Source organism: Flavobacterium mekongense, assembly GCF_047038255.1.
Classification (GTDB): domain Bacteria; phylum Bacteroidota; class Bacteroidia; order Flavobacteriales; family Flavobacteriaceae; genus Flavobacterium; species Flavobacterium mekongense.
Genome location: NZ_CP174374.1, coordinates 2,109,130 through 2,133,063, shown reverse-complemented (window position 1 = coordinate 2,133,063; position 23,934 = coordinate 2,109,130). Strand labels below are relative to the sequence as shown.

The 23,934-nt window shown below is 32.1% G+C and carries 20 protein-coding genes; 17 read left to right on the top strand and 3 right to left on the bottom strand.

The genetic code is table 11. The features are described from left to right. Positions 1-90 precede the first annotated feature (90 nt). The 13 genes from ACJG85_RS09140 (at position 91) to bla (ending at position 15,930) form a co-directional block, all read left to right on the top strand. The gene (locus ACJG85_RS09140; protein WP_412476236.1) at positions 91-1,173 is read left to right on the top strand and encodes a serine hydrolase domain-containing protein; all 1,083 of its coding nucleotides are present in this window, start codon (positions 91-93) and stop codon (positions 1,171-1,173) included. A gap of 104 nt (positions 1,174-1,277) precedes the next feature. After that, positions 1,278-2,192: an NAD(P)-dependent alcohol dehydrogenase gene (locus tag ACJG85_RS09135; protein ID WP_412476235.1), complete on the top strand. Its 915-nt coding sequence runs from the start codon at positions 1,278-1,280 to the stop codon at positions 2,190-2,192. A gap of 205 nt (positions 2,193-2,397) precedes the next feature. Then, positions 2,398-6,351, top strand: coding sequence for a beta strand repeat-containing protein (locus ACJG85_RS09130; protein WP_412476234.1), 3,954 nt, complete (start codon positions 2,398-2,400; stop codon positions 6,349-6,351). A 5-nt stretch (positions 6,352-6,356) separates the two neighbouring features. Beyond that, a complete protein-coding gene (locus ACJG85_RS09125; protein WP_412476233.1) occupies positions 6,357-7,547 on the top strand; it encodes a redoxin domain-containing protein in 1,191 nt (396 codons plus the stop codon). Positions 7,548-7,585: 38 nt separating this feature from the next. Beyond that, positions 7,586-8,350 carry a class I SAM-dependent methyltransferase gene (locus tag ACJG85_RS09120; RefSeq protein WP_412476232.1) on the top strand — a complete coding sequence of 255 codons (765 nt, stop codon included), beginning with the start codon at positions 7,586-7,588 and terminating at the stop codon, positions 8,348-8,350. Positions 8,351-8,365: 15 nt separating this feature from the next. Continuing rightward, positions 8,366-9,211 (top strand): helix-turn-helix domain-containing protein, encoded by an 846-nt coding sequence (locus ACJG85_RS09115; protein WP_412476231.1) that lies wholly within the window; start codon positions 8,366-8,368, stop codon positions 9,209-9,211. A 72-nt stretch (positions 9,212-9,283) separates the two neighbouring features. Then, positions 9,284-10,450, top strand: coding sequence for a carboxypeptidase-like regulatory domain-containing protein (locus ACJG85_RS09110; RefSeq protein WP_412476230.1), 1,167 nt, complete (start codon positions 9,284-9,286; stop codon positions 10,448-10,450). A 10-nt stretch (positions 10,451-10,460) separates the two neighbouring features. Further along, positions 10,461-10,913 carry a hypothetical protein gene (locus tag ACJG85_RS09105; RefSeq protein WP_412476229.1) on the top strand — a complete coding sequence of 151 codons (453 nt, stop codon included), beginning with the start codon at positions 10,461-10,463 and terminating at the stop codon, positions 10,911-10,913. Positions 10,914-11,007: 94 nt separating this feature from the next. Continuing rightward, on the top strand, positions 11,008-11,634 hold the full coding sequence (locus ACJG85_RS09100; protein ID WP_412476228.1) for a hypothetical protein: 627 nt from the start codon (positions 11,008-11,010) through the stop codon (positions 11,632-11,634). Positions 11,635-11,655: 21 nt separating this feature from the next. Then, positions 11,656-12,786, top strand: coding sequence for a T9SS type A sorting domain-containing protein (locus ACJG85_RS09095; RefSeq protein WP_412476227.1), 1,131 nt, complete (start codon positions 11,656-11,658; stop codon positions 12,784-12,786). Positions 12,787-13,048: 262 nt separating this feature from the next. Beyond that, positions 13,049-13,876 carry a glycoside hydrolase family 16 protein gene (locus ACJG85_RS09090; protein ID WP_412476226.1) on the top strand — a complete coding sequence of 276 codons (828 nt, stop codon included), beginning with the start codon at positions 13,049-13,051 and terminating at the stop codon, positions 13,874-13,876. A gap of 95 nt (positions 13,877-13,971) precedes the next feature. After that, a complete protein-coding gene (locus ACJG85_RS09085; protein WP_412476225.1) occupies positions 13,972-14,919 on the top strand; it encodes an SMI1/KNR4 family protein in 948 nt (315 codons plus the stop codon). 102 nt (positions 14,920-15,021) lie between these two features. Next, positions 15,022-15,930 (top strand): class A beta-lactamase, subclass A2, encoded by a 909-nt coding sequence (gene bla / locus ACJG85_RS09080; RefSeq protein ID WP_412477191.1) that lies wholly within the window; start codon positions 15,022-15,024, stop codon positions 15,928-15,930. A 236-nt stretch (positions 15,931-16,166) separates the two neighbouring features. On the opposite strand, the gene ACJG85_RS09075 is transcribed toward bla, so the two are convergent. The 3 genes from ACJG85_RS09075 to ACJG85_RS09065 all read right to left on the bottom strand — a co-directional run bounded on the left by ACJG85_RS09075 (position 16,167) and on the right by ACJG85_RS09065 (position 19,068). Next, positions 16,167-16,718: a GNAT family N-acetyltransferase gene (locus tag ACJG85_RS09075; protein WP_412476224.1), complete on the bottom strand. Its 552-nt coding sequence runs from the start codon at positions 16,716-16,718 to the stop codon at positions 16,167-16,169. A gap of 253 nt (positions 16,719-16,971) precedes the next feature. Next, positions 16,972-17,934: a D-2-hydroxyacid dehydrogenase family protein gene (locus ACJG85_RS09070; RefSeq protein WP_412476223.1), complete on the bottom strand. Its 963-nt coding sequence runs from the start codon at positions 17,932-17,934 to the stop codon at positions 16,972-16,974. Positions 17,935-18,309: 375 nt separating this feature from the next. Continuing rightward, on the bottom strand, positions 18,310-19,068 hold the full coding sequence (locus ACJG85_RS09065) for a hypothetical protein (protein WP_412476222.1): 759 nt from the start codon (positions 19,066-19,068) through the stop codon (positions 18,310-18,312). A 338-nt stretch (positions 19,069-19,406) separates the two neighbouring features. Between ACJG85_RS09065 and ACJG85_RS09060 the strand changes: the two genes are divergently transcribed. From ACJG85_RS09060 to ACJG85_RS09045, 4 genes are all read left to right on the top strand, one after another. Then, the gene (locus tag ACJG85_RS09060) at positions 19,407-19,811 is read left to right on the top strand and encodes a thiol-disulfide oxidoreductase DCC family protein (protein WP_412476221.1); all 405 of its coding nucleotides are present in this window, start codon (positions 19,407-19,409) and stop codon (positions 19,809-19,811) included. Between the two features lie 386 nt (positions 19,812-20,197). Beyond that, complete coding sequence (locus tag ACJG85_RS09055; RefSeq protein ID WP_412476220.1) at positions 20,198-21,721, top strand: T9SS type A sorting domain-containing protein; 1,524 nt, start codon at positions 20,198-20,200, stop codon at positions 21,719-21,721. Between the two features lie 4 nt (positions 21,722-21,725). After that, positions 21,726-23,288 carry a T9SS type A sorting domain-containing protein gene (locus ACJG85_RS09050; protein WP_412476219.1) on the top strand — a complete coding sequence of 521 codons (1,563 nt, stop codon included), beginning with the start codon at positions 21,726-21,728 and terminating at the stop codon, positions 23,286-23,288. Between the two features lie 121 nt (positions 23,289-23,409). Beyond that, complete coding sequence (locus tag ACJG85_RS09045; RefSeq protein ID WP_412476218.1) at positions 23,410-23,856, top strand: GNAT family N-acetyltransferase; 447 nt, start codon at positions 23,410-23,412, stop codon at positions 23,854-23,856. The last annotated feature ends 78 nt before the right edge of the window (positions 23,857-23,934 follow it).

Below are 23,934 nucleotides of genomic sequence, written 5' to 3'. Positions count from 1 at the left end.
TTTCTAAAATCAAAATCTTCCAAGATTTTTATGCAATTAGTGTACTCAAGTACTAAGCATAAGTCGATAAAATAACAATAGTAAATAAACATGAAAAATATAGTAATAATAATATTTCTATCACTAAACGCAATAAGCTTCGGACAAAAGACCACTAAATTCGCCGACTCAATTCGAGCCGTTTATAATATTCCTGAAATTAGCTATGCGGTAATTGATTCACGAGCAACGTTGGAAATTGAAGCGTTAGGATTACATTCAATTAACTCAAAAGAGCAAGCAACATTAAATGACAGGTTTCACATTGGATCAAATACAAAAGCAATGACAGCATTTATGATTGCAAAATATGTAGAAAATGGAAAACTGGATTGGACAACAAAGTTCTTTGATATATATCCTGAATGGAAAGTGACAAGTAAAAATGATTATCAAAATATTACCTTACTAGAATTACTTTCTCACAAAGCAAGAATACAGGCTTTTCAGGGTGAAGACGATCCAAAAATCCCCGAATTCAAAGGAACTAATCAAAAAAAAAGGGAACAATTCGGAAAGTTTGTATTAACATTAGAATGCGTGAAGCTTGATAAAGAAAATCCTTTTATTTATTCAAATGCAGGCTATACTTTAGCGACTTTAATGTTAGAGAGAGTTACTGGAAAAAGTTGGGAGCAATTAGTAAACAAAGTATTCAATAAGGATTTGAAATTAAACGTAAAACTTTCTTGGCCTGAAAATCAAAAACGTAAGGACACATGGGGACATGCTACTGAAAATGGAAAACTAAATCCTATCCCTTCAACCGTTGATTATCACCTTGATTACACCGAACCGGCAGGAGACATCAATATAAAATTAAAAGACTTTATCAAATTTATTCAACTAAATTTGATGGGACTTGATGGTCAGGATAATTATTTAAAATCAAAAACCTACAAATTAATCCACAAAGGTGTTGAAAATTATTCATTGGGTTGGTTTAATATTTATGAAAATGGTAAAGAGCTTTCAGTCCACTCAGGCACAGGAGCTTTTACATACTTCACTATAATACACATAGATAGACTAAAAAAAAGAGCGTACATTATTTTTGCTAACTCCTTTAATACAGAAACCCAGCAAGGAGTCAGAGTATTGATGAGAAAACTTAAAGAAAATTACGGAAGTTAATTTGATTAAAAAAGTTTCTTTGTTAACTACGGGTATTTCTGTTAAATAAATTCGAAATTTTTCAATAAAAAATAATCTTACAAAAAACTAACATAATTAGTTTAATGAAAGCTATAATCTGTCCTGAATATGGTCCTCCTGAGGTCTTAGAAATGGTTGAATTAGCAAAGCCTAAACCTCTAGATGATGAAATACTCATCAAAATTAAAGCTACAGCGGTAAACTCATCTGATATAAGAGTTAGAGGACTAAAAGTGTCTGGAATTTTACGCTTAATAATGAGAATTGTTCTTGGTTTTAAAAAACCAAGAAAACTAGTGTTAGGACAAGTGTTTTCCGGGATAGTTGAAGAAACCGGTAAAAGAACAAAACAATTCAAACCTCTCGATGAAGTTTACGGAATGACAGGTCTCAAGTTTAGTTGTAATGCAGAGTATGTGTGTGTTAAGGAAAATAGTGCCGTTTTGCTAAAACCTTCAAAAGCTTCATTTGAAGAGGCAGCTGCTATAATTTTTGGAGGATGTACGGCTATTTATTTTTTGAGAAAAGGAAAAGTAAATGAAAAACCAAATTCTGAAGTCTTAATTTGTGGGGCTACAGGTTCAGTAGGATCATCAGCTATACAAATTGCAAAATTTTATAGAGCAAGAGTAACTGCTGTTTGTAGCGATAAAGGAATTGAATTGTCTAAATCTCTAGGAGCAGACACAATTGTAGATTACACTAAAGAAGATATTACTCAAAGCACTAAAAAATTCGATATCATTTTTGATTGTGTTGGAAAAATGAATAAAAAAAAACACAAACACTTACTTTCTCAAAATGGTAAATATATCACTGTTGGTGGATTGGATACTGCTAAGGAGTCAAAAGAACAATTACTCTTTCTAAAAAAACTTTACGACAAACAAATATTAAAACACGTAATTGATAAAACTTATCCACTCGACGAAATAATTGAAGCACATCAATATGTAGAACTCGGGATAAAAAAAGGAAATGTTATAATTACTATCTAACCATAATGATTTTTTTTAAGTTGCTTTACAATGACAACCATTTATAATTATTCAATACAAATATTAACACAACCCCTCATCAAACAAGGGGGTCCGCGTAACACAACCTAAACTTTTAGGTAAAACAAAATACCTGCAAACAGGTATTCTTTTATGGGTTTTGTAGCTGTAATTTTGAATCTCATCTTCACTAAAATAAGCAACTATGAAACTCAAAACTACGCTTCTCTCAATAACATTTATTTTTTTACTCCATATACAAACAGGAGTATCACAAACAACATATTTTGTCGATGGCTCAAAACCGGATAATTCAGGTGCAGGTACAACTTGGGCTACAGCTAAAAGAGATTTACAAATAGCAATTAACAATGCAACTGATGGGGACCAAATTTGGGTTAAAGCAGGAACGTACTTGCCTACTCATGACCCTTTCAATAACACTTCCCCTGCCAATAATAGAGATAAAACATTTTCACTAAAAAATGGGGTGAAAATTTATGGCGGTTTTACAGGAACAGAAACGCTTTTAAGCCAAAGAAATTGGAAAACGAATTTAACAATTCTTAGCGGTGACTTGGGTGTGGTAAACAGCTTAGCTGATAACTCTTATCATGTGGTAATCAGTATTAATCTTTCTAATACAACCCTTCTTGATGGTTTTACTATTACTAAAGGATATGCAACCGCACCAGGTAATTCTACTATCACAGTCAATACAAGAGTTATTGAACGTTATCATGGTGGTGGTGTTTTCAATTCACACTCAGGCACTAATTTTACAAACTGTACTGTAACACTCAATAGCGCAGATTGCACCAACACCGATAATGACGCTGTCGGAGCCGGAATTGTCAACAATCTTTGTACTTCAACATTCACTAACTGCTTAATTGATAATAACTCGTTTCTTGTAGGAGGAGCAAGTTTTGGTGTTTTCGGGGCGGGAATGGCAGTTAATGGAGGGAATTGTTCTATTATAAGCTGTATCTTTTCAAATAATTCCGGTGGTTCTGGATCTATTGATGGCTCAAGAGGAGGAGCAATGACATTAGACGGAACCGCAACTATACAAAATACAATTTTTTACAATAACTCTTCTCAAAATGGTGCAGCTATCCAATTTGGTGGTGGTTCAAATAATTTATCAACTATTACAAACTGTACTTTCGCCAACAATACTTCATCTTTTGCTGGGACTGCCTATCAAGGGTATTCAAAAGCAACTTTTAAAAATTGTATTTTTTGGAACAATAATCCAACCTCAAGTGGAGTAGCTGGTAGAAATGAAATTTACAGTCAAGAAAACAATGTTGCTAATCAACCTACTTTCATAAACTGCATCATAAGGGATGCCAGTGGAAGTCCATTGGCTGTTACCAACACAATTATAACTAACAGTCTCAACAGCAACCCTTTGTTTAGCAACATATCTGATGGCAATGGGCCAGACAATGTGTGGGGTACTAATGATGACGGACTTACGATACAAAGTACTAGTCCAGCCAAAAATTTTGGAATAGCCGGAGCAGGAATTCCAACTATAGATATAATAGGAAATGTACGAGATAGTCAACCCGATTTAGGAGCTTACGAATACCTAACTCCATGCTCAAACCCAACTGTTTTTAATGTTGTCGGAGGAGGAGCCTATTGTAGTGGTGGTTCAGGACAAACCATATCTGTCTCAAACTCTGAAATTGGGGTATTTTATCAACTAAAAAATGGCGGCACCAACGTAGGAAGCCCGATAAATGGTAATGGAAGTTCGCTTAGTTTCGGTAGTCAAACCGTTCCAGGTACATACACAGTTGATGCAACTAGAACAATTGGTGGATGTTCATCTACAATGAATGGAACAGCTATAATTTCAGTTAATCCAAATGTAACACCAACTTTTACAGCAGTGAGTCCTATTTGCTCTGGAGCTACACTAAACGCCTTGCCAACTACTTCCAATAACGGTATCATCGGTACTTGGGCTCCGGCAATCAACAATACCGCTACAACAACCTATACGTTTACTCCAAATGCCGGACAATGTGCTACCACAACAACATTAACCATTACGGTTAATCCAAATGTAACACCAACTTTTACACCAGTGAGTCCTATTTGCTCTGGAGCTACACTAAACGCCTTGCCAACTACTTCCAATAACGGTATCACCGGTACTTGGGCTCCGGCAATCAACAATACCGCTACAACAACCTATACGTTTACTCCAACTGCCGGACAATGTGCTACCACAACAACATTAACCATTACGGTTAATCCAAATGTAACACCAACTTTTACACCAGTGAGTCCTATTTGCTCTGGAGCTACACTAAACGCCTTACCAACTACTTCCAATAACGGTATCACCGGTACTTGGGCTCCGGCAATCAACAATACCGCTACAACAACCTATACGTTTACTCCAACTGCCGGACAATGTGCTACCACAACAACATTAACCATTACGGTTAATCCAAATGTAACACCAACTTTTACACCAGTGAGTCCTATTTGCTCTGGAGCTACACTAAACGCCTTACCAACTACTTCCAATAACGGTATCACCGGTACTTGGGCTCCGGCAATCAACAATACCGCTACAACAACCTATACGTTTACTCCAACTGCCGGACAATGTGCTACCACAACAACATTAACCATTACGGTTAATCCAAATGTAACACCAACTTTTACACCAGTGAGTCCTATTTGCTCTGGAGCTACACTAAACGCCTTACCAACTACTTCCAATAACGGTATCACCGGTACTTGGGCTCCGGCAATCAACAATACCGCTACAACAACCTATACGTTTACTCCAAATGCCGGACAATGTGCTACCACAACAACATTAACCATTACGGTTAATCCAAATGTAACACCAACTTTTACAGCGGTGAACCCTATTTGCTCTGGAGCTACACTAAACGCCTTGCCAACTACTTCCAATAACGGTATCATCGGTACTTGGGCTCCGGCAATCAACAATACCGCTACAACAACCTATACGTTTACTCCAACTGCCGGACAATGTGCTACCACAACAACATTAACCATTACGGTTAATCCAAATGTAACACCAACTTTTACACCAGTGAGTCCTATTTGCTCTGGAGCTACACTAAACGCCTTGCCAACTACTTCCAATAACGGTATCATCGGTACTTGGGCTCCGGCAATCAACAATACCGCTACAACAACCTATACGTTTACTCCAAATGCCGGACAATGTGCTACCACAACAACATTAACCATTACGGTTAATCCAAATGTAACACCAACTTTTACACCAGTGAGTCCTATTTGCTCTGGAGCTACACTAAACGCCTTGCCAACTACTTCCAATAACGGTATCACCGGTACTTGGGCTCCGGCAATCAACAATACCGCTACAACAACCTATACGTTTACTCCAAATGCCGGACAATGTGCTACCACAACAACATTAACCATTACGGTTAATCCAAATGTAACACCAACTTTTACACCAGTGAGTCCTATTTGCTCTGGGGCTACACTAAACGCCTTACCAAATACTTCCAATAACGGCCTCTCTGGTACTTGGTCTCCGGCGCTAAACAATACCGCTACAACAACCTATACGTTTACTCCGGATCCCGGACAGTGTGTAGCAACCACAACCTTAACAATCACTGTAAATACAACTCCCCAACCAACAGGGAATAGTACTCAAAGTTTTAACGTTGGAAATATAGATGAAGCAACCATAGCCGATTTAATTGTGAATCCTTCAAATGTCACTTGGTATGGAACGCTTTCAGATGCAAATTCAGGAATCAATCCTCTTTCAACCTCAACAATCCTAATCAACGGAGCAAGTTATTTTGCGGTATCTACAGCAAATGGATGTCCAAGTCAACCTTTTGAAGTAACAGTTACCGTTACATTAAGTACTAACTCATTCAATAACGAATCGATTTCCATTTATCCAGTACCAACCAAAGGAGTAATTTACATAAATGCTAATTTTAGGTTAAACACAATAAGTGTTGTCAATACTTTGGGACAAACCCTAATCAACCAAAAATCAAACTCTAATGACACTATAATTGATTTATCCTCTTTGGCAAGTAGCGTTTATTATTTAAGAATTGAATCTGAGCATTGGCAAAAGACAGTCAGAATAATAAAAGAATAATTTAAATGAAATATAGTGTAATAATAAAGTTATTTTTATTAGTAAACCTGAATACTTTTTTAGTAAATAGTCAAACTATTTCTCCAAAGGAAATTCTTAATCAATGCGCTTTAACATTAAAAAGCCAGCGTTCTTTCGTCTACGATGCAGCATATAAATTTAAATTCTTTGATCAAGATTCTATCATATCCTATCAAAAATATAAATGTGAAGTAATAAAAGCACCTCTTGACACTATTTTGGGGTATCACGCCCGTGTATCAAATGATAATGAAGAAAGAATATACAACGGCGAAGATTTCAATATAATTTGGCATAAAGTAAAAGAAATTCATAATGATATTCCTTCTGTAAATGGAAAAAAGTTTACCGTTAATAACATAAAAAAAGAATACATTCCAATATTTCTCTATTCAGAAAAGCCTTTTAATAACTTAATAAATAAAGGTTTTAATTGGAAAATCTCTGACACAATAATTGATAACTATGCCACATGGAAAATAGAACTGCTATTACCTCCAAATGAAGAAATCACATACCTAAAAAAAGTTGTTTATGTTGAAAAAGGATCGAAGTTACCACTCAAAACAAAAAGTTATGCTAAATACAGAGATATCCAGAACGAATACTTTGAAATAACGCTAGAGAATTATAAGCTCAACACCTTACAACCAAACGATTTAAAATCTGACAAGTTACCTCAGGACTACAAAGTCATTAACTATAAACCAATAGAAACTCCAAAAATTCATATCAAAAATAATTTTCAAGTCGGAGAAATAAAAGCTACTGATATTACTGGAAAAGAAATTATACTGAATTTAAGCAGCACTGAAAACAATTTAGTGCTACTGGACTTTTGGCATTTTGCCTGTGCACCATGCCTAAAACTAATACCAAGACTAAACGATCTTTACAATAAGAATAAAAATAGTGGATTAACAATATATGGCCTTAATCCATATGATAATTCATCAAATAAAATTGAAATAATTAAAAAATTTTCAAATTCAGAAAATATACAATATCCGCTCCTCTTTATTGAAAAAATGTTCATTGATGAACATAGCATTGATACATTTCCAACTACAATTCTTCTAAAAAACGGACAATTATTATACTCCTTTGTTGGTTACTCAGAAGAGCACTTTGAAACCTTAGAAAAATTAATTCAAGAAAGCGTGAAAACCAATTAAGGCTCTAATTAATATAAAAAACAAACAAAATTAAAATAATGAAAATAGATAACCCTGCTTTCGACTATGAAAAATCAGGTCAGAAATATTCTGGTCACAGACAAACAGAACCAAAAATTGCTGAATATATTAATACCGCTTTGGGAAATGCAAAAACAGTGCTTAATGTGGGAGCTGGTGCAGGTTCTTATGAACCGTCAGACAGATATGTAATGGCGGTAGAACCATCATTAGTTATGAGACAGCAAAGGCTAAATAATAACAAAACTCCTGCAATTAATGCAAAAGGAGACAATCTTCCTTTTGACGACAAATCATTTGATGCAACCATGGCCATGATTACCATCCATCATTGGCCGGATATTCCTAAGGGATTAGCGGAATTAAGAAGGGTTACAAAAGGACCTGTAATTATTATGACTTTTGATCCGGCAGCACTAGATAAATTTTGGAATGCTAAGTATTTCCCTGAATTAATCGAAGTCGAAAAAGCAAGACTCCCTCCTATCGAACTAATCACAAATGCTTTGGGAGGAGATTGTAAAGTAATTGAAATCCCAATACCATTAAACTGTGCTGATGGTTTCCAAGAAGCCTTCTACGGTAGACCTGAAGCATTTTTACAAAAAGAGGTAAGATTGTCACAATCTGCTTGGGGATTTTTATCAGAAGAAGTTGAAAATAAATTAGTAAAAAAACTATATGACGACTTAAAATCTGGAGAATGGGATAAAAAATATGGTCACTTCAGAACCCAACCCTATTTCACTTGTGCCTTGCGATTAATTGTATCAACAAAATAGAATAGTATTGACAGCATGGAGAGCTTTACTTCGATTAAACCATCAAATGAAAAACTTAATGATTACATAGAATCCTATTATTTTCACAAATCTGACAGTAAAAATTCTGTATCAAAAATAATTTTTTTCCCAAATACAAAAAATGCACTAACCATATACAAAAATGCTGATTTCAGTTTAAATAATAACCATATTAAGATTGCACGAATAATTAATAAGAGTGATACTGGTTATGTAACACTTTATGGGGGAATTCAAAAAAATCATATCATATCAGAAATTAATACTCCTTTTGATAAAATCGGTATAATTTTTAAACCATTAGGCATAAATTATTTTATAAGTGATAAGCTTGAAAATATCCTATCTAAACAAGAAGATTATAAGTTTTCACATTTTAACAACAAAATTGAAGATTACTTGGATAAAGTTTATGAAACTGAAGATCTTCAAAAAAGAATACAATTGCTTGAATCCTTTCTAATAAGTGTATACAATCATGACTTTCATGACGAAACAATTCTCATGGCAATAAATTTAATTGAAAACTCATCAAATAAATTAAAAATAATTGAAGTAGCAAATGAGTTGAAAATTTCCGAAAAAACATTAAATAGGAAGTTCAAATCTCATCTGAATTGCACTCCAAAACATTACCAGAAAGTATTCTTATTCAGAAAAGTACTTGAAGATTACATTAGCAGAAATGGAAAAATAACATTAACCGACTTAACCTATAAAAATTTTTACTACGATCAATCTGACCTAATAAAAAGTTTCAAAACGTTTACAAATAAGAACCCTTTAAAGCTGTTTAAAGAACTTAAAGATTTGGGAAATAACATTTTTTGGATAAAATAATCAATGTCTATTTTCTACAATTTTTACAAGGAGTACAAATCTATTTTTGGCTGAATTTAATTTAAATAAACAATGAATAAAACATTTCTAATAATTTTCTCTTTGATCGGTAATATTTTGTTTGCTCAGAATAAAGAAATAAAAGGTGTCGTTCTGGATATAGAAACAAATGAAAAAATTGCATTTGTTTCCATTTACCAAAAAAACAAAAATGGAGAAGAAAAGTTTGGGATAATGTCTAACGAAAAAGGAGAGTTTATATTAACTGTTCAGAATGAAACCATTGAGGTAATTTTCTCCCATATAAATTACAAGACTGAAAAAATTAAAATTGAAGACTTAATTAAAAAACCTCTAGCGAAACTAGTTGTCAATAATGTAAGACTCGATGAAGTAAAAATAACCAATACTTCTCCAAAAACGATACTAAAAAATGCTGTCGAGAATTCTTCGCGAAAAGCAGATAAAAACATCTTACTCAACTCCTACTCGAGAGAAATTACTAAAATCAATGACCAATATGAAAACATCTCAGATGCCATGATTGATTTTTACGTTAACAAAAAAAATGGAAGCTCCAAATTAGTAGTCAATCAAAGTCGAGCTTTTGTAAAAGATACTGTAAAGCTAAAAAAAAGTTTATCGGTTTTTGATGTTAGAAAATTTGTGAAGAATGCATATGATTTCAACTTGATTAAAAAAATAGCGAATTCAAAAAACTATGAATTCCAAATACAAGATCAGTCAAATGATAATGACAAAGAATTCCAAAACATAAAAATCATACCAAAAAAAGAGATCCAGGAAATGCTTTATGAAGGATATGCCATCATCGACACAAAAAACAATACTATTGCAGAAATCAAATTACAATCCTCGAAATACCATAAAGAATTCGCAAAATATGCTAACGTAATTCTCTTTGAAATGAGAATCAACAACACGATAGAATGGTCAAAATTTAGAACCATAGACGACAAATATATACTCGTCTACAATAAAGATGGTTTAGAAATATCTTTTAAGATGAAAGATGAAACGGCCAAAGATTATGTCTTGAATGCAACCTGTGACATTTTCATTCAAGATTTTAGAGAAAATGTTACTGTACCGCAAGAAACTTATAATAAAAAGTCAATATTTCAGTCGGGGACGAAATACACTGAGGAATATTGGAAGCAAATAAAATCATACCCATTCACGGAAGAAGAACAAAACTTTATACAATCATTCAATTAAAATTTAATCTATGAAAACAAAAACAAAAGTGTTATTATTCATGTTAGCCCTCTATCAATTCTCTGGGTTTGCTCAAGAAGTTAAAATTGATCAGTTATTAACCTCGAAAGTATGGAAAATTGATGTAGATGCCTTAAAACCACTCATCATGTTAAGAATGGCTGAAATGGAAGAAATGAAATCAATGTCAGAGTATGAACAAAAAATTTCAGTAAAAGCTGTTATAATGACAATTGAAAAAATGAGATACCATTTTTATAATGATTTCAACTTTAAAATTGTTTTTAACCCTAATACTACTCAAAGCGGAACGTATGAAATAATTCATAAAACCAATGAGATAATACTAAAAACGAACCAAGAAGAAGATAAAGTATATAAAATTGGAACTGTCGAAGAAAATAAAATACATCTTATAAGTACAGGAAAGAATTATGACTTAATCCTTATTCCCGAAAATTAGAAAAACAAATCATAACAAAACAATAATCCAATCAATTCCAACAAAATAGTAATTCAATAAAATCAATTAATAAATTAAATATATCATTTTAGCCATGAAAAAATTATTGCTTACCACATCTATTTTCTTAATAACAATGCTTTGCAATGCACAGGAAAAAGATAAAACAGAAGAAAAAGATAATGCTAGAAAAACACTATGGTTATTTAAATACAAAATGGGGTTCTCTGAACTCACCCTTTATGATTTACATAAAGTAAATGGTGCAATGTATCAGTTCGATTTAATGCTTTCAAGTAGACTCAGCGAGAGGTTTAGACTTGAATACGGTTTAGGGACCTCAGAATTTAGAGGTAATCATATAGTTCTTGATGAATACACCGATATCAAAAATCAATATGTAAGAGTACCAGTAAATTTAATGTATACGCGAGACATACTGAATAATGTTTCAATTATTAGTGGCATAGGTTTTCATGGGAGCTATTTGTATTCCTCAAAAACTTATGATATTACCGAAAAAAATGTAGGATTAATTTTTGGGGTTAGCCTCCAATATGGTGTTCGATTTAAAATAAATGACGATTCTAACATTACCTTATCTTACGAATTCCAAAGTGATTGTAACAAATCAAAAACTTATGAATATGGACCAACTCCGGCCGAACAAAGAATATCGGCTTCTAGTTTACTTTCTTTAGGCTTTGTTCATAAACTATAAAAAATATAAAGACGTAAAAAAATGAAAACACCGTTAATCTTCATAAGTTATGTCGTAATATTTCTACATTCGAGTTACTTATTATCTCAAAACAACCAACCTATTGTGGTTGCCAGTGGTCTCCCACAAGGTGTAACTAGTTTTGACTTTCACAACCAAGACATCTATTTTACAATAACCAATAATCAGCATATAATTGGTAAAGTAAATAGCTCAAACAACAATCAAATGTACGAGGTCATCAACAACAATGTTTACACACCTTTCGGCTTAACTGTAAATCAAGACATCTTGTACTTTTCAGAAGTAATTCCTGAAAGGATCTCTAGAATTAATTTAAATCAAACTAATTTACAAACAGAATCTCTAATCGTGGGCTTTGAGGGAAATGGTCCCAAAAATTTAAAAGTATATGACAATAATTTATATTTCTCTCAATTCATAATGAACATCAACAAGGTACCGTTAAATAATTTTAATGCTCAACCGCAATTAGTAACTACTTGGCTACCACATCAATTTGACTTTATCAAAGAGGGAAACTTTCTTTACACCACAACCTTTGGTAATGAAATGTTTAGTGCAGTAGTGAAAATTGATTTAACCCAACCTTTAGGCTCACAGCCTGAAATAATAGTTGAGATTCTTGAACCGGTTTCATTAGCTAAAATAGGTCAGTACCTTTTCGTTTCTACAAATGACCATAAAATTTACAGGGTCAATTTAAATCAATTAAATCTTGAACCTGAACTGTTTTATCAACCCAATGATGAAGTTAGCTACTTAGGTGGTAATATTAAAGCGCACAACAATGAGCTTTATTTTTCCTACAATGAAGCAGATTTTACCACAGAAACCATTTCCGGAAAAATCATGAAATTCACAGAAAATCAATTAAACAATCCTGATGCTAATTTTAACATTCCGGTATCATTATATCCAAATCCTTCGTCAGATTATATCGAAGTAAGAACTAATAATGAAATAACAATAAACAGTATTGAAGTGTATGATTTATTAGGCAGAAAATGTTTAAACACTACACTAATCAATAATAAAATAGATATTAATCAACTTATTCCTGGGGTATATACATTAAACATGCACACAACTGATGGACTAACGATATCTAAGAAGATTGTGAAAAAATAATTTAATCAAAGACCACAAGTCGAAATCCATCATTATCTTTTAGATCAAGATTGATACAACTCAATATTGACTTAAAATTTAACGATGGATTTTTAACAATTTCGAAAATGATTAAAAGGTTATGCAAAAAAGTATAATAAATAAATCCAACTCTCAGAATCATACACTCACAAAAATTATTTTTTATATATTTTTTTTTCTGTTGCTTAAATTTATTGTTGTTTTTTTGGTTGTGCACAATAATCTTTATTCTCAAACAAATATGAATCCAAAATTCTCAACAAAGGACTTCCCTCCTAATGCAATTGAAAAGGAGAATTATACCTTAGAATTTAATGATAACTTTGAAAAGGATTCAATTAATTTAAAAAACTGGATACCATATTATTTACCTCAATGGAGTTCAAGAGATAAATCAAGACCAAATCTAACAATCAAGAACAGTAAGTTGATACTCCAAATTACTAAAGAACAAAAGCCCTGGTGTCCCGAGTTTAACGAGAATGTGAAATGTTCCTCAATTCAAACCGGAATATTTGCTGGACCACTAGGCTCAAATATTGGCCAACATAAATTTTTCAACCCAAAACATTGCATTGTCAGAGAGGAACAAACCAATCGACATACATACCTACCTCAATTTGGCTACTTCGAAATAAGAGCAAAAGCATTAAACACAGCTTCAAATGTTGTTTCTTTATGGATGATAGGTTACGAAAATCAACCTGAAAAATCGGGAGAGCTCTGTATATTTGAAATTAAAGGTGCGTCGGTCTCAGAAATGCAGGCAACTGTAGGGTATGGAATCCACAAGTTCAATGATCCTTTGTTAAAAGAAGAATTTTACGAAGATATTTTCAACCTCGATGTGACAAAATTCCATATTTACGCCGCAGAATGGTTGCCCAATAAAATTATTTTTTACATCGATAATCAAAAAATTAAAGAAATATACCAATCACCAAATTATCCTATGCAATTTATGTTGGGTATTTACGAACTCCCAAGCAAAAAATTCAAAAAAGAAGATAATGTTTACCCAAAAAACTTCATTGTAGATTATGTTAGAGGATATAAAATAAAGAGTTGAATTTATTTGAATAATTTTAATTGAATCTCCACAACAATTTATAAACAAAAACTATTAAATAGAAAGTCAAGAACTGTAAATAAAAATCATCTAAAATGAATATCACAACTAAATTTCAAAAAATATTAGCTTTTCAAATGGACAATAAAGTTGATATTATTGATGCTTTAAACAATACAATATCAATAAGCCAAATCGATAAAATTGAAAACTTACTTAAAGAAAAATTGCCAGATGATATAATTGAACTTTATACATATGCTAACGGACAAAAGCAAAATGATAAAGGGATTTTCTTCGATTTTTCCTTTTGTACCGCCGATGAAATAATAAAGCAATTGGAATTTAGTAAAAGTTTATTAAATCCCAAAATAAAAGATATTTCAAATCCGGAACAATCCGAAAAAATGATAAAAAAAGTTGTAGATTTACTAATAAGTAAGGCCCCTAAAAGCAAGTTTTTCGGGCTTCAAAAAGCTTGGTATAGTATTGTATTTAGTTGCAGTACCAACAGTTCTGAAGGTCCTTACCTTTACGTATCCGAAACTTCTAAAGATCTGGAAAGAAAAATACTAAACATCAACTCTGATGAGCACAATAAAATATTAGAAATTGTAAAACAACTCAAAGATTTAGAGAAAAAAACATACAAGTGGGATAAATTAAAAATGGTTATTTATGCCTCTGGCAATTATAAAGTTGATCGCTCAACTTTTAACTTCAACAACGACATCCCTTTTACTTCTAATCCTATAAATGCTATTCAAAAAAAATATTTTCACTACAAATGGTTACCCATTTTTTCAGACAGTGCAGGTAACTACATTGGTATAGACCTTGATCCAGACAAAAAAGGAAAAAAAGGACAAGTTATAAACTTTGGCAGAGATGAAGAAAACATGTTCGTTTTTGCCGACAATTTAGATAACTTCTTTGATAAAATACTAAATGAACTGGATAAAAAAAACAACCTTTTATTAAATTCTTCATCTCTTACATTCGAAACGCTCAAGGAAATAACAAAATCCAATCAAGATTTTTAATTTTTGCAATTAAACATTTCTTTTTAAACAATTTGTCTATTGCTGCTAATTTATGATAATAGATAATGTTGCTATACTTTAAAATATTTACCGCTAAACCAAATCAAAATGAAACGAATTTTCTATGTAGTAATTTTACTTACATTGTTAAGTTGTCAAACAGCAACTAAACAGACAAAATCTCTTCAAAATAACATTGAACAAATTCTTGTCGATAAAAAAGCAACAGTGGGGGTTTCAGTTATTGGATACGACGGGAATGAATTAGTGGCAATTAATTCCAATAAGCAATTTCCTTTACAAAGTGTTTTCAAATATCACATTGCTTTAACAATGTTATCCCAAATCGATGAAGGAAAGTTTTCTCTGGACCAAAAAATAGAAATCCAAAAAAAAGATTTACTACCCAATTTATGGAGCCCCCTAAGAGAAGAGAATCCAAATGGAGGAAAATTTAAGATCTCAAAACTAATTGAATATTCCGTTTCTTATAGTGATAATGTAGGATGCGATATTTTGCTTAGGCAACTTGGTGGCCCAATCGCAGTAGAAAACTATATAAAGAAAAATAATATTAAGGATATATCAGTTAAGTTAAACGAGGAAACAATGCAGTCCAACTGGGATTTGATGTATCAAAACTGGATAACTCCCAAAGCAGCTAACCAATCTCTAATAACTTTTTTTGAAAATAAAAACAAAGCGCTCTCAAAAAAGAGCCACGAGTTTATTTGGAAAGTGATGAAAGAAACTGATACCGGCGAAAACAGATTAAAAGGTGGTTTGCCAAAAGGAACAGCAGTAGCTCACAAAACAGGCTCCTCAGGAACTAACAAGAAAGGAATAACAGAAGCAGTCAATGATATTGGAATCGTATTTTTACCCAATGGAAAATATTTCTTTATAAGTGTATTTGTTACAAACTCTGAAGAAAATCAGAAAACAAACGAAAAGATAATAGCTGACATTGCAAAAGCAGCCTGGTACTATTACACTTCTAAAACCAAATAAAAAACAAACTCCTATTTTATCAATATAAATTACTCAAACGGTTTAATTGTTGAAAGTGGTTTAGAAAATAATAACTTGTCTTCAATTAACAATCACTGCAAGCAAACCCTACATCAAATTTTAAAGATAAGCCCTCAAATAAAAAAATATTTGCAACAAAGAAAATTCACAAATCAATTTTATACTTAATTACATTTATACTGGCAACACAATACTGTTCGTTATTCTTTCAGATATTATTTATTTTTTTCCCATTCTCGTTTTAACATTGCATATTGAAATTCACTTCCCCATTTTCCTTTAAAGAAAATATTTTCAATAAAATGACCTTCTTGTCTAAAACCTATACTTTTTAACAAGTTGATTGAAGCAATATTTTCAACATCAACAATTTCAACTACCCGGTGTATTTCTTTTGTTTCAAATAAAAAAGTCAAAATGCCTTGTAAAACTTCTTTGGCAAAACCTTTTCTCTGTTCAAGATGTGAAATAGTTATCCCTATTTCTGCAATTCGCTTATCATAAGAGTCTAACTTAATAGCGCAGTCTCCGATAAGTTGTTTTGTATCTATGTTTTCAATTCCATATTGTACCCATTCCCCTTCTATACCAAAATGTTTTGTTGAATTTTCTGCAATAAATATTTTAGCTTGCTCCAATGTCATAACATCAAATCCTTGGTACTTTGTAACTTCAGGGTTTGATCGATATAAATAAAAATCAGACAGATCTGATAATTCTAAATGTCGAATTTTAAGTCGTTTCGTTTGTATGTTTAAATTTTGCATTATATCTTTTTATGTTTGTATCTATTTGTTGACTCTAAAGAACAATTTCAGTTCTTACTATACAAATTATCTTTCCGGATAATTTAAAATTAAACTGCGTATATCTTCATGGATGTAGTATTCTCTTCTAATAAATTTTTGATAAAAATCATACAAATCTTAATTTAAGTTCCAATAACAGATGTGAGGTAGTATTGTTCTTTTAACTGAACCTGATTATTTTAACAAGCTCCAGTTAATAACTGGCTTTTTATTATAGTACCTCAGGGTTAGCTATATTTGTTGGATTACCGTTAATAAAATTTATTACGTTTTCAAATGCTTTTCCAAAATATAATTCATATCCATTTAGTTCGACATAACCTAAATGTGGAGTACAAATCACATTTGGTAATTTAAGTAATTCAAAGTTCCTGTCATAAATAGGTTCGATTTCATAAACGTCTATCCCAACATATGTAGGCCTACCTAACTTCAAGCTTTTCAATAATTTCCCTTTTTCGATAAGCTCTGCTCTTGCTGTGTTAATTAAAACTGAATCTTCTTTCATTGATAGTAAGTCACTTTCTTTAACAATTTCAAGTGTATTATCAGTTAGTCTGAGGTGCAATGTAATGATATCAGATGTTTCGAAAAACACTTCTTTTGATTCTGCCATTTCAAAACCATCAGCAACCGCTTTCTCCCTTGAAGACTCACTTCCCCAAACTAAAACTCTTGCTCCAAAGACTTTGGCATATTGAGCAATTTTTTGTCCTATTTTCCCATAACCCCAAATACCTATTGTTTTTCCGTAAATTGTAGAACCAATGTTAATTTGCCAATCTCCGTTTTTCATTCCTTCGACTGCTTGTGGTATTTGTCTAACTGTATTCATCATTAAGGCCCAAGTCAATTCAGCAGGTGCAATTGGTGAACCAACCCCTTCTGCAACTGCAACTTTATATTTAGTGCAATCGGCTAAGTTTAAATGATTAGATATTTTTCCGGTTTGACTGATTAATTTAAGGTTCGGAAGTAAAGAAAGAAGTGCTTCATTAACTTCTGTTCTCTCTCTTATCAGTACAAGAATCTCGGTGTTCATAAGCTTTTGTGCTAAAACTTCAATGTTCTTTTCCGTATAATTTATTACTTGTACTTCTTGATTTTGTATTAAAGAGAAACACTTTAATTTTTTAATAACATTTTGGTAGTCATCTAAAACTGTTATTGTCATATGAATATTTTTTATTTAAAGAGGGTTGAAACAAATTTAAATATTTGTCAAAAAACTATATAACTTCGGTACAAATTAACTTAAAACGATGATAGTAGATGTGAAACCGCTTTAACAAATAATTAATAATATGAATAGCTATAGTGGGTCATGATATAAAAATCAATTCATTTACTCATTATGATTCACTAAAACTGTTATTGATTATTAGGACATTAAATAATCATAATACACACTATCTTAAAAACAAATAATTACCTTTTGTAATGCAATAAATCATCGCTTGAGTTTTAACCAAAAATTTAAATTCGAGACTCAACCTTAGACTAAAATGAAGACTAATTAGAATTTACCCTGAAAAAATATATAAATATTTTACTTTTTTGTGCTTGTTGTCTGATTGATTTTTTGTTCCCAAATCAGATTATCTTTTTTGTCAAAATATTTTACGCCTACAAAGTTTAAACTGTCTTTAATCTTGAATATATCGTTATTAGCATTCCCAAATCCTAACACAAGTTTTCCTTTGGCATCCTTAAGAATTAAAGCACGGGTTCCATCCGAAAGAACTACAGCATGAAAAGCTTCCCTCCCATTTTCAGGATCATCCAAGCCTAGGGCAACTCCACTTCTGCCATCATCAAAGGTATGAGTACCAAAACCTCCCACTTCCAAACCCTTTTGATTATTTAAAAGAACTCCTGTAGGTAAAAAAATACGCCTCCCAACGTTGGGGTCCGAAAGCTTGTCTCCTAACTGCAATACATCCAAACCGTTTTCATTCATTATTACCATCCCAAATGCACTATGTCTATAGTTTTTATACCAATCCATATATTGGTCTGGATTCTCAGGATTAATTGCACTCGCAAAATATTTTCTGACTAAACTAGTATCAGTCCTTACTCTGTCTTTTGAATAAGGTATTGGAGCCCCTATCAAGATTCTGTCTTTTCCTTTTTCATCCTCAATGATTATTCCTTTCGTTCTTATTAAAGTAAACTGCTCTCTTTCAGCAAATCCCATAACAAAAACAACAACCACTGTCAAGCTAACAAATACTATAAAAAGTTGCTTCATCCTCCTATACCTGTCCTCTATCTTCTGAAGTTGATTCAAAATTTCTTTATCCATATTCTTTTAAATTTATTTGGTTAACCTACAAACGGTAACCCTTCTTTAAGTCGATGTTAAAGTAGCCCATCATGTAGAGAAAAAAAATACCCTTTTAGTGGTATTTTAAAACACCTGTTTTCAGGTAAATATTAACTCAAAATAGAGATTACTTTTTACATAAATTTGATTTGTTTCATATCATGAGGTAACAAAACTACCCATACCCTCAATTACACTATAATCGCATCAAAAAGCTTGAGGCTTATAATCTCATAAAAATTGATTTAGTAATGCTAAATAGCTTAGCAACAATAAATAAACTCAAAAAATTGAACTATTTAAAAATACAATAACAGATGAAAACTTATAAAGCAGTTGTTCTATTCGATGGAGAGTGTAATTTTTGCAATAAAACGGTATTATTTATCATTAAATATGATACAAATAACATTTTTCATTTCGCTTCACAGCAAAGTGATATAGGTCGACAATTATTAAAAGATTTTGGATATCAAAGCAAATCAACTCAAACAATTATACTTATAAATAACAAAACACTACATGAAAAAACCGACGCAATAATTGAGATTAGTAAACAACTAACTGGTTTTCCAAGAATATTAATCCCACTACAAATCATACCCAAAAAATTAAGAGACTTCTTTTATGATCTATTTTCAAAATATAGGTATTCTATCTTCGGTAAAAAAACTGATTGTGAAATTCCTGCCAATAAAATAAGAAAGAAGTTTTTAATATAGCCTACGGTTACAAAATTCCGACTTAATTAGTGAAGTAAAGGATGTAAATTGGTAGTACGCTTCAATTACTATGCACTTTATTTAAATCATATAGAGTTAAATCTTCAAAAACCACCATTGTAAGAGCTGCAATTCCATTTAAGTTTAAACGTGATAGTTTTAAAAAATCTTCTGGTAACCTAATAATCAATTGAAATAAAAATCCAATCCTATCAGACCAATACCTGAAAACAGGTAGATTACTTTACGCATTTTTAGGTATTTCAATTTGTATAAAGATGCATTAATATAGTAATTGGCTACAACTAACCAAAAAATAAATGATATAATTAATTAAAATAAAATAAAAAAGAAATAAAATAGAATCAAAAAAAATTGCAAAAAACATGAAAAAAACAATACTCATTCTCAATCTCCTCTTGTGTAATTTAATCTTTTCACAAGGAGACTCTTGCGCAACTGCAGGTGTTTTATCTACAAATGGTATTTATGTCTGTCCTCCAATAATCACAGGCACCTATCAGCAAGTTTGTTTTGCTGCTGTCTCAGGCATCAGTGCTAAATGGTTCAAGTTTACACCGTCATCAAATGGTGTTGTCACGATAAGCTCTAATCTTCAAAGCAACTTTGGGATAAATACCAGACTATCAATACTAACCGGTACATGCACTGCACTCTCTTGTTTTGCAGCCAACGACGACTTCGATTCATTGTCTATTACCAACCGCTTGAGTTTTATTGAAATAGCCGTTGAGGCTGGCACAACTTACTATGTTCAGTGGGATTCAAGATGGGATGACTCAGGCTTTGATTTTACTTACACATTCCAACCCTCAAATTGTTTACCAATTAACCAATTTGCTGTCAGTACACCACTTGAATCAACCTCAAGCTCCTCTACTCTTCGTTGGAACCATGCCATTGGAAATCCCGATAACTATGTTGTTGAATGGACTGCCGATTTTGAACCGGAACAAACTATAAATTTTACACCTATCCTCTTTACACCCGATAGCGGTACCTTTTCTGTTAAAACAATATCAAATTTACCTCCCGGAGAAAACATCAGCTATTTCATCTCATCTCTATGTGGAACAGCGCCAAATTATACAGGACAAAGTTTAAAAAAAGGACCATACTTTACATATCTGGCCAAGAATCTTCCATACAATCTAACTTTTGAAAATGAATGGCCTATCAATGTATTTTCAGATGGTTTCACCGGATTCCAAACTTTCGAGTCTAGTGCAACTTCAAATCCGGCAAACTATGCTGATGGTGGAGCAGGGAGAAGTGCATACACATTTAATAGTCTGACAACAACGTCTAACGCTTGGGGGTATTCCAGGGCAATTAATTTAACAGCTGGTCAGCAAGTAAACATTTCATTTAAATCACGCCTCTTTGCATTCTCTGGCACACCTTCTCCAATGTCGTTGCGAGTTACTATTGGCCTCACTCAAAATCCCTCTCAGCAAAATATAACTATTGATAATTTTTCAATGACATCTTCTAATGAATATACCACCCATTCAACTTCATTTATAGCACCAACAACTGGAGTCTATTACTTTGGTTTTCAAAATAATTCTGCTCAAGGCAGTAACCAAACCTTCGCCTTTTTGGATACATTCAGCTTTACAAACAATCCGTTAACAAATAGTGAGTTTACTTTTGAACAATTACAAATTTCACCAAATCCAACAAAAGAAATTATACACTTCTCAAACAATCAATTGCCCATCTCTCAAATTGAAATAATCGATTTGAATGGTCGAGTTGTAAAAAAAATATCCTTACATAATAGCTTAAATACAAGTGTAAACATAGCCGAAATTGCGAGCGGCATCTATGGAATACGCATTACTACTGAAGTAGGTATAGCATCTCATAAACTAATAAAAACCTAATACAATGATAAAAAAAATTGTTTCATTTCTTTTTTTAGTGATTACCTCCTCAAATGCGCAGAGCATTATGTGGTCAAACTTTTTTGATATCCATTCTCTCAACTCTTTGGGTGGTTTATCACAGAACTTTGTTAAAGATAGTGATGGTAACATAATAGTAGCTGTCGTAGAATTTGACATTTTGAAGTTATACAAGATAGATAACGAAGGGAATATCATCAGTACGCTCAATACTAATAATGAATGTGGATATTTTAGCCAAATAATTACTACTTCTGAAAATAACTTTGCTTTGGTTTTCGATAACACACCGGACGGACTATATTCCACCTACAAGCTATTTCAATTCAACAATATATTCGATAGCACACTACAAACTACACTAGACTTTTCGATAAGTGGCTATAAATATTTTAGTTCATTCTTTTTAGTTGGAAATACAATGCACTTCTCCGTATTGTTCAACAATGAACAACGGTTATACTACTTAAACCAATCAAATCAATTAGTACTAAAACACCTTTCCACAATTGCCAATATCAACCACGAAAACTATTCTCAACTACAAAATGAGAATTTGATCATAACCTATGTCTCCGGAAACAATCACCTTATTCGTTGTATTTCTTCAATTTCAGGGCAGTTAGTTTGGAATCGAAGTTTCTTAAATAATACAAATGTTGTTCAACTAAACTACCTAACAACAATTAGTCCCAATGAAATAATTTACAATGCCAGATTAGAACGAACATGGAATTCCGGTAATAGTTTCGATGTAATAAAATTACATAAAATTGAAAAAGACCTTGGCGAAATAATCACAACAAATACATTAATTCCAATTAATAATTGCACCCAAAAAATTGACGACTTAAAATTTAATACATTTAATAATCATTGTTACATCAGTTACCGCTCCTGCTACCCTAACCAAAAAATTGTAGTTGTCGAACTCGATCAAAACCTCAATCAGATTAACCAAGTAGAATTCCCCGTTCAATACGATAACTTAGAATCAGAAAAAAGTTCATCAATAATCATCCGAAATGATGGTACAATTGTACTCTTGTATACAAGTTTTAAAAATAGTACTGAAAATGGTAATCTTTACATTGTAAACCTCGATTCTAGTTTGAATATCAATGGCGCAATCGACCTAAATATTGAACCAAAAAACTCAAGTGAAACATTTTCAGGTTACGAGTTCATAAACGATTCAAAATTAGTTATATTGGGAGTACTTCCCAGTACAGACCCACTAATTGTATTTGAAGAAGTTCAATACTACATTACACTGATTGATATAAATAACCTATTAAATACTGTGACCTTAACTCCTAACAATAAGTTGGTTGTTTTTCCTAATCCGGGAACATTTATCCTAAACTTTGAATCAGTAATTCCAATTCAAAAAGCAAGTTTATTTGATGTTGCAGGAAAAAAAATCACAGAAAGTGAAGTAAAAAATAATTCAATAGATATATCCAATTTAAAAAGCGGAATTTACCTTATAAAGGTTATCAATCACAATAATGAGTATTTAATAACAAAGTTTACTAAAAATTAGAAAAAATCAACTTTTTCAAACCCCAAAAAAAGGACACTTATTCTCCTAAAATCAATCAATACAATTAATTTGGGACTAAAAATTAATCTAACATAATTCAAATTTAAAAAACATAAGAATCATGAAAATAAGAGAAGCTACAATAAACGACATCGATAACTACATGATTGTCAGAATGGCAGTTAAAGAAAATGTTTTAAATAATCCGGCATTAGTACCAAAACAAGACAATGTAGATTATTTAACAAAATATGGGAAAGGCTGGGTTTGCGAAATAGAAAATACAATTGTTGGTTTTTCAATTGTCGGATTACAACAACGTAATGTTTGGGCTCTCTTTGTACATCCTGAATTTGAAGGTAAAGGTATAGGAAAAAAACTTCACGATGTAATGATAGATTGGTATTTTAAACAAACCAATGAAAACATTTGGCTAGGAACCGAATTTAATACCAGGGCTGAACAGTTCTATAGAAACGCTGGTTGGGTTGAAGTAGGAACAAATGGTGACGATGAAATCAAATTTGAAATGATATATAGTGACTGGAAAGCAAAATCTAACAGCTGATAGTAAACAAAACGAAACTTATTTCATACCTGACATCAGGTATATTAAAATGATTAAAAAAAGATAAACTTCTAATAA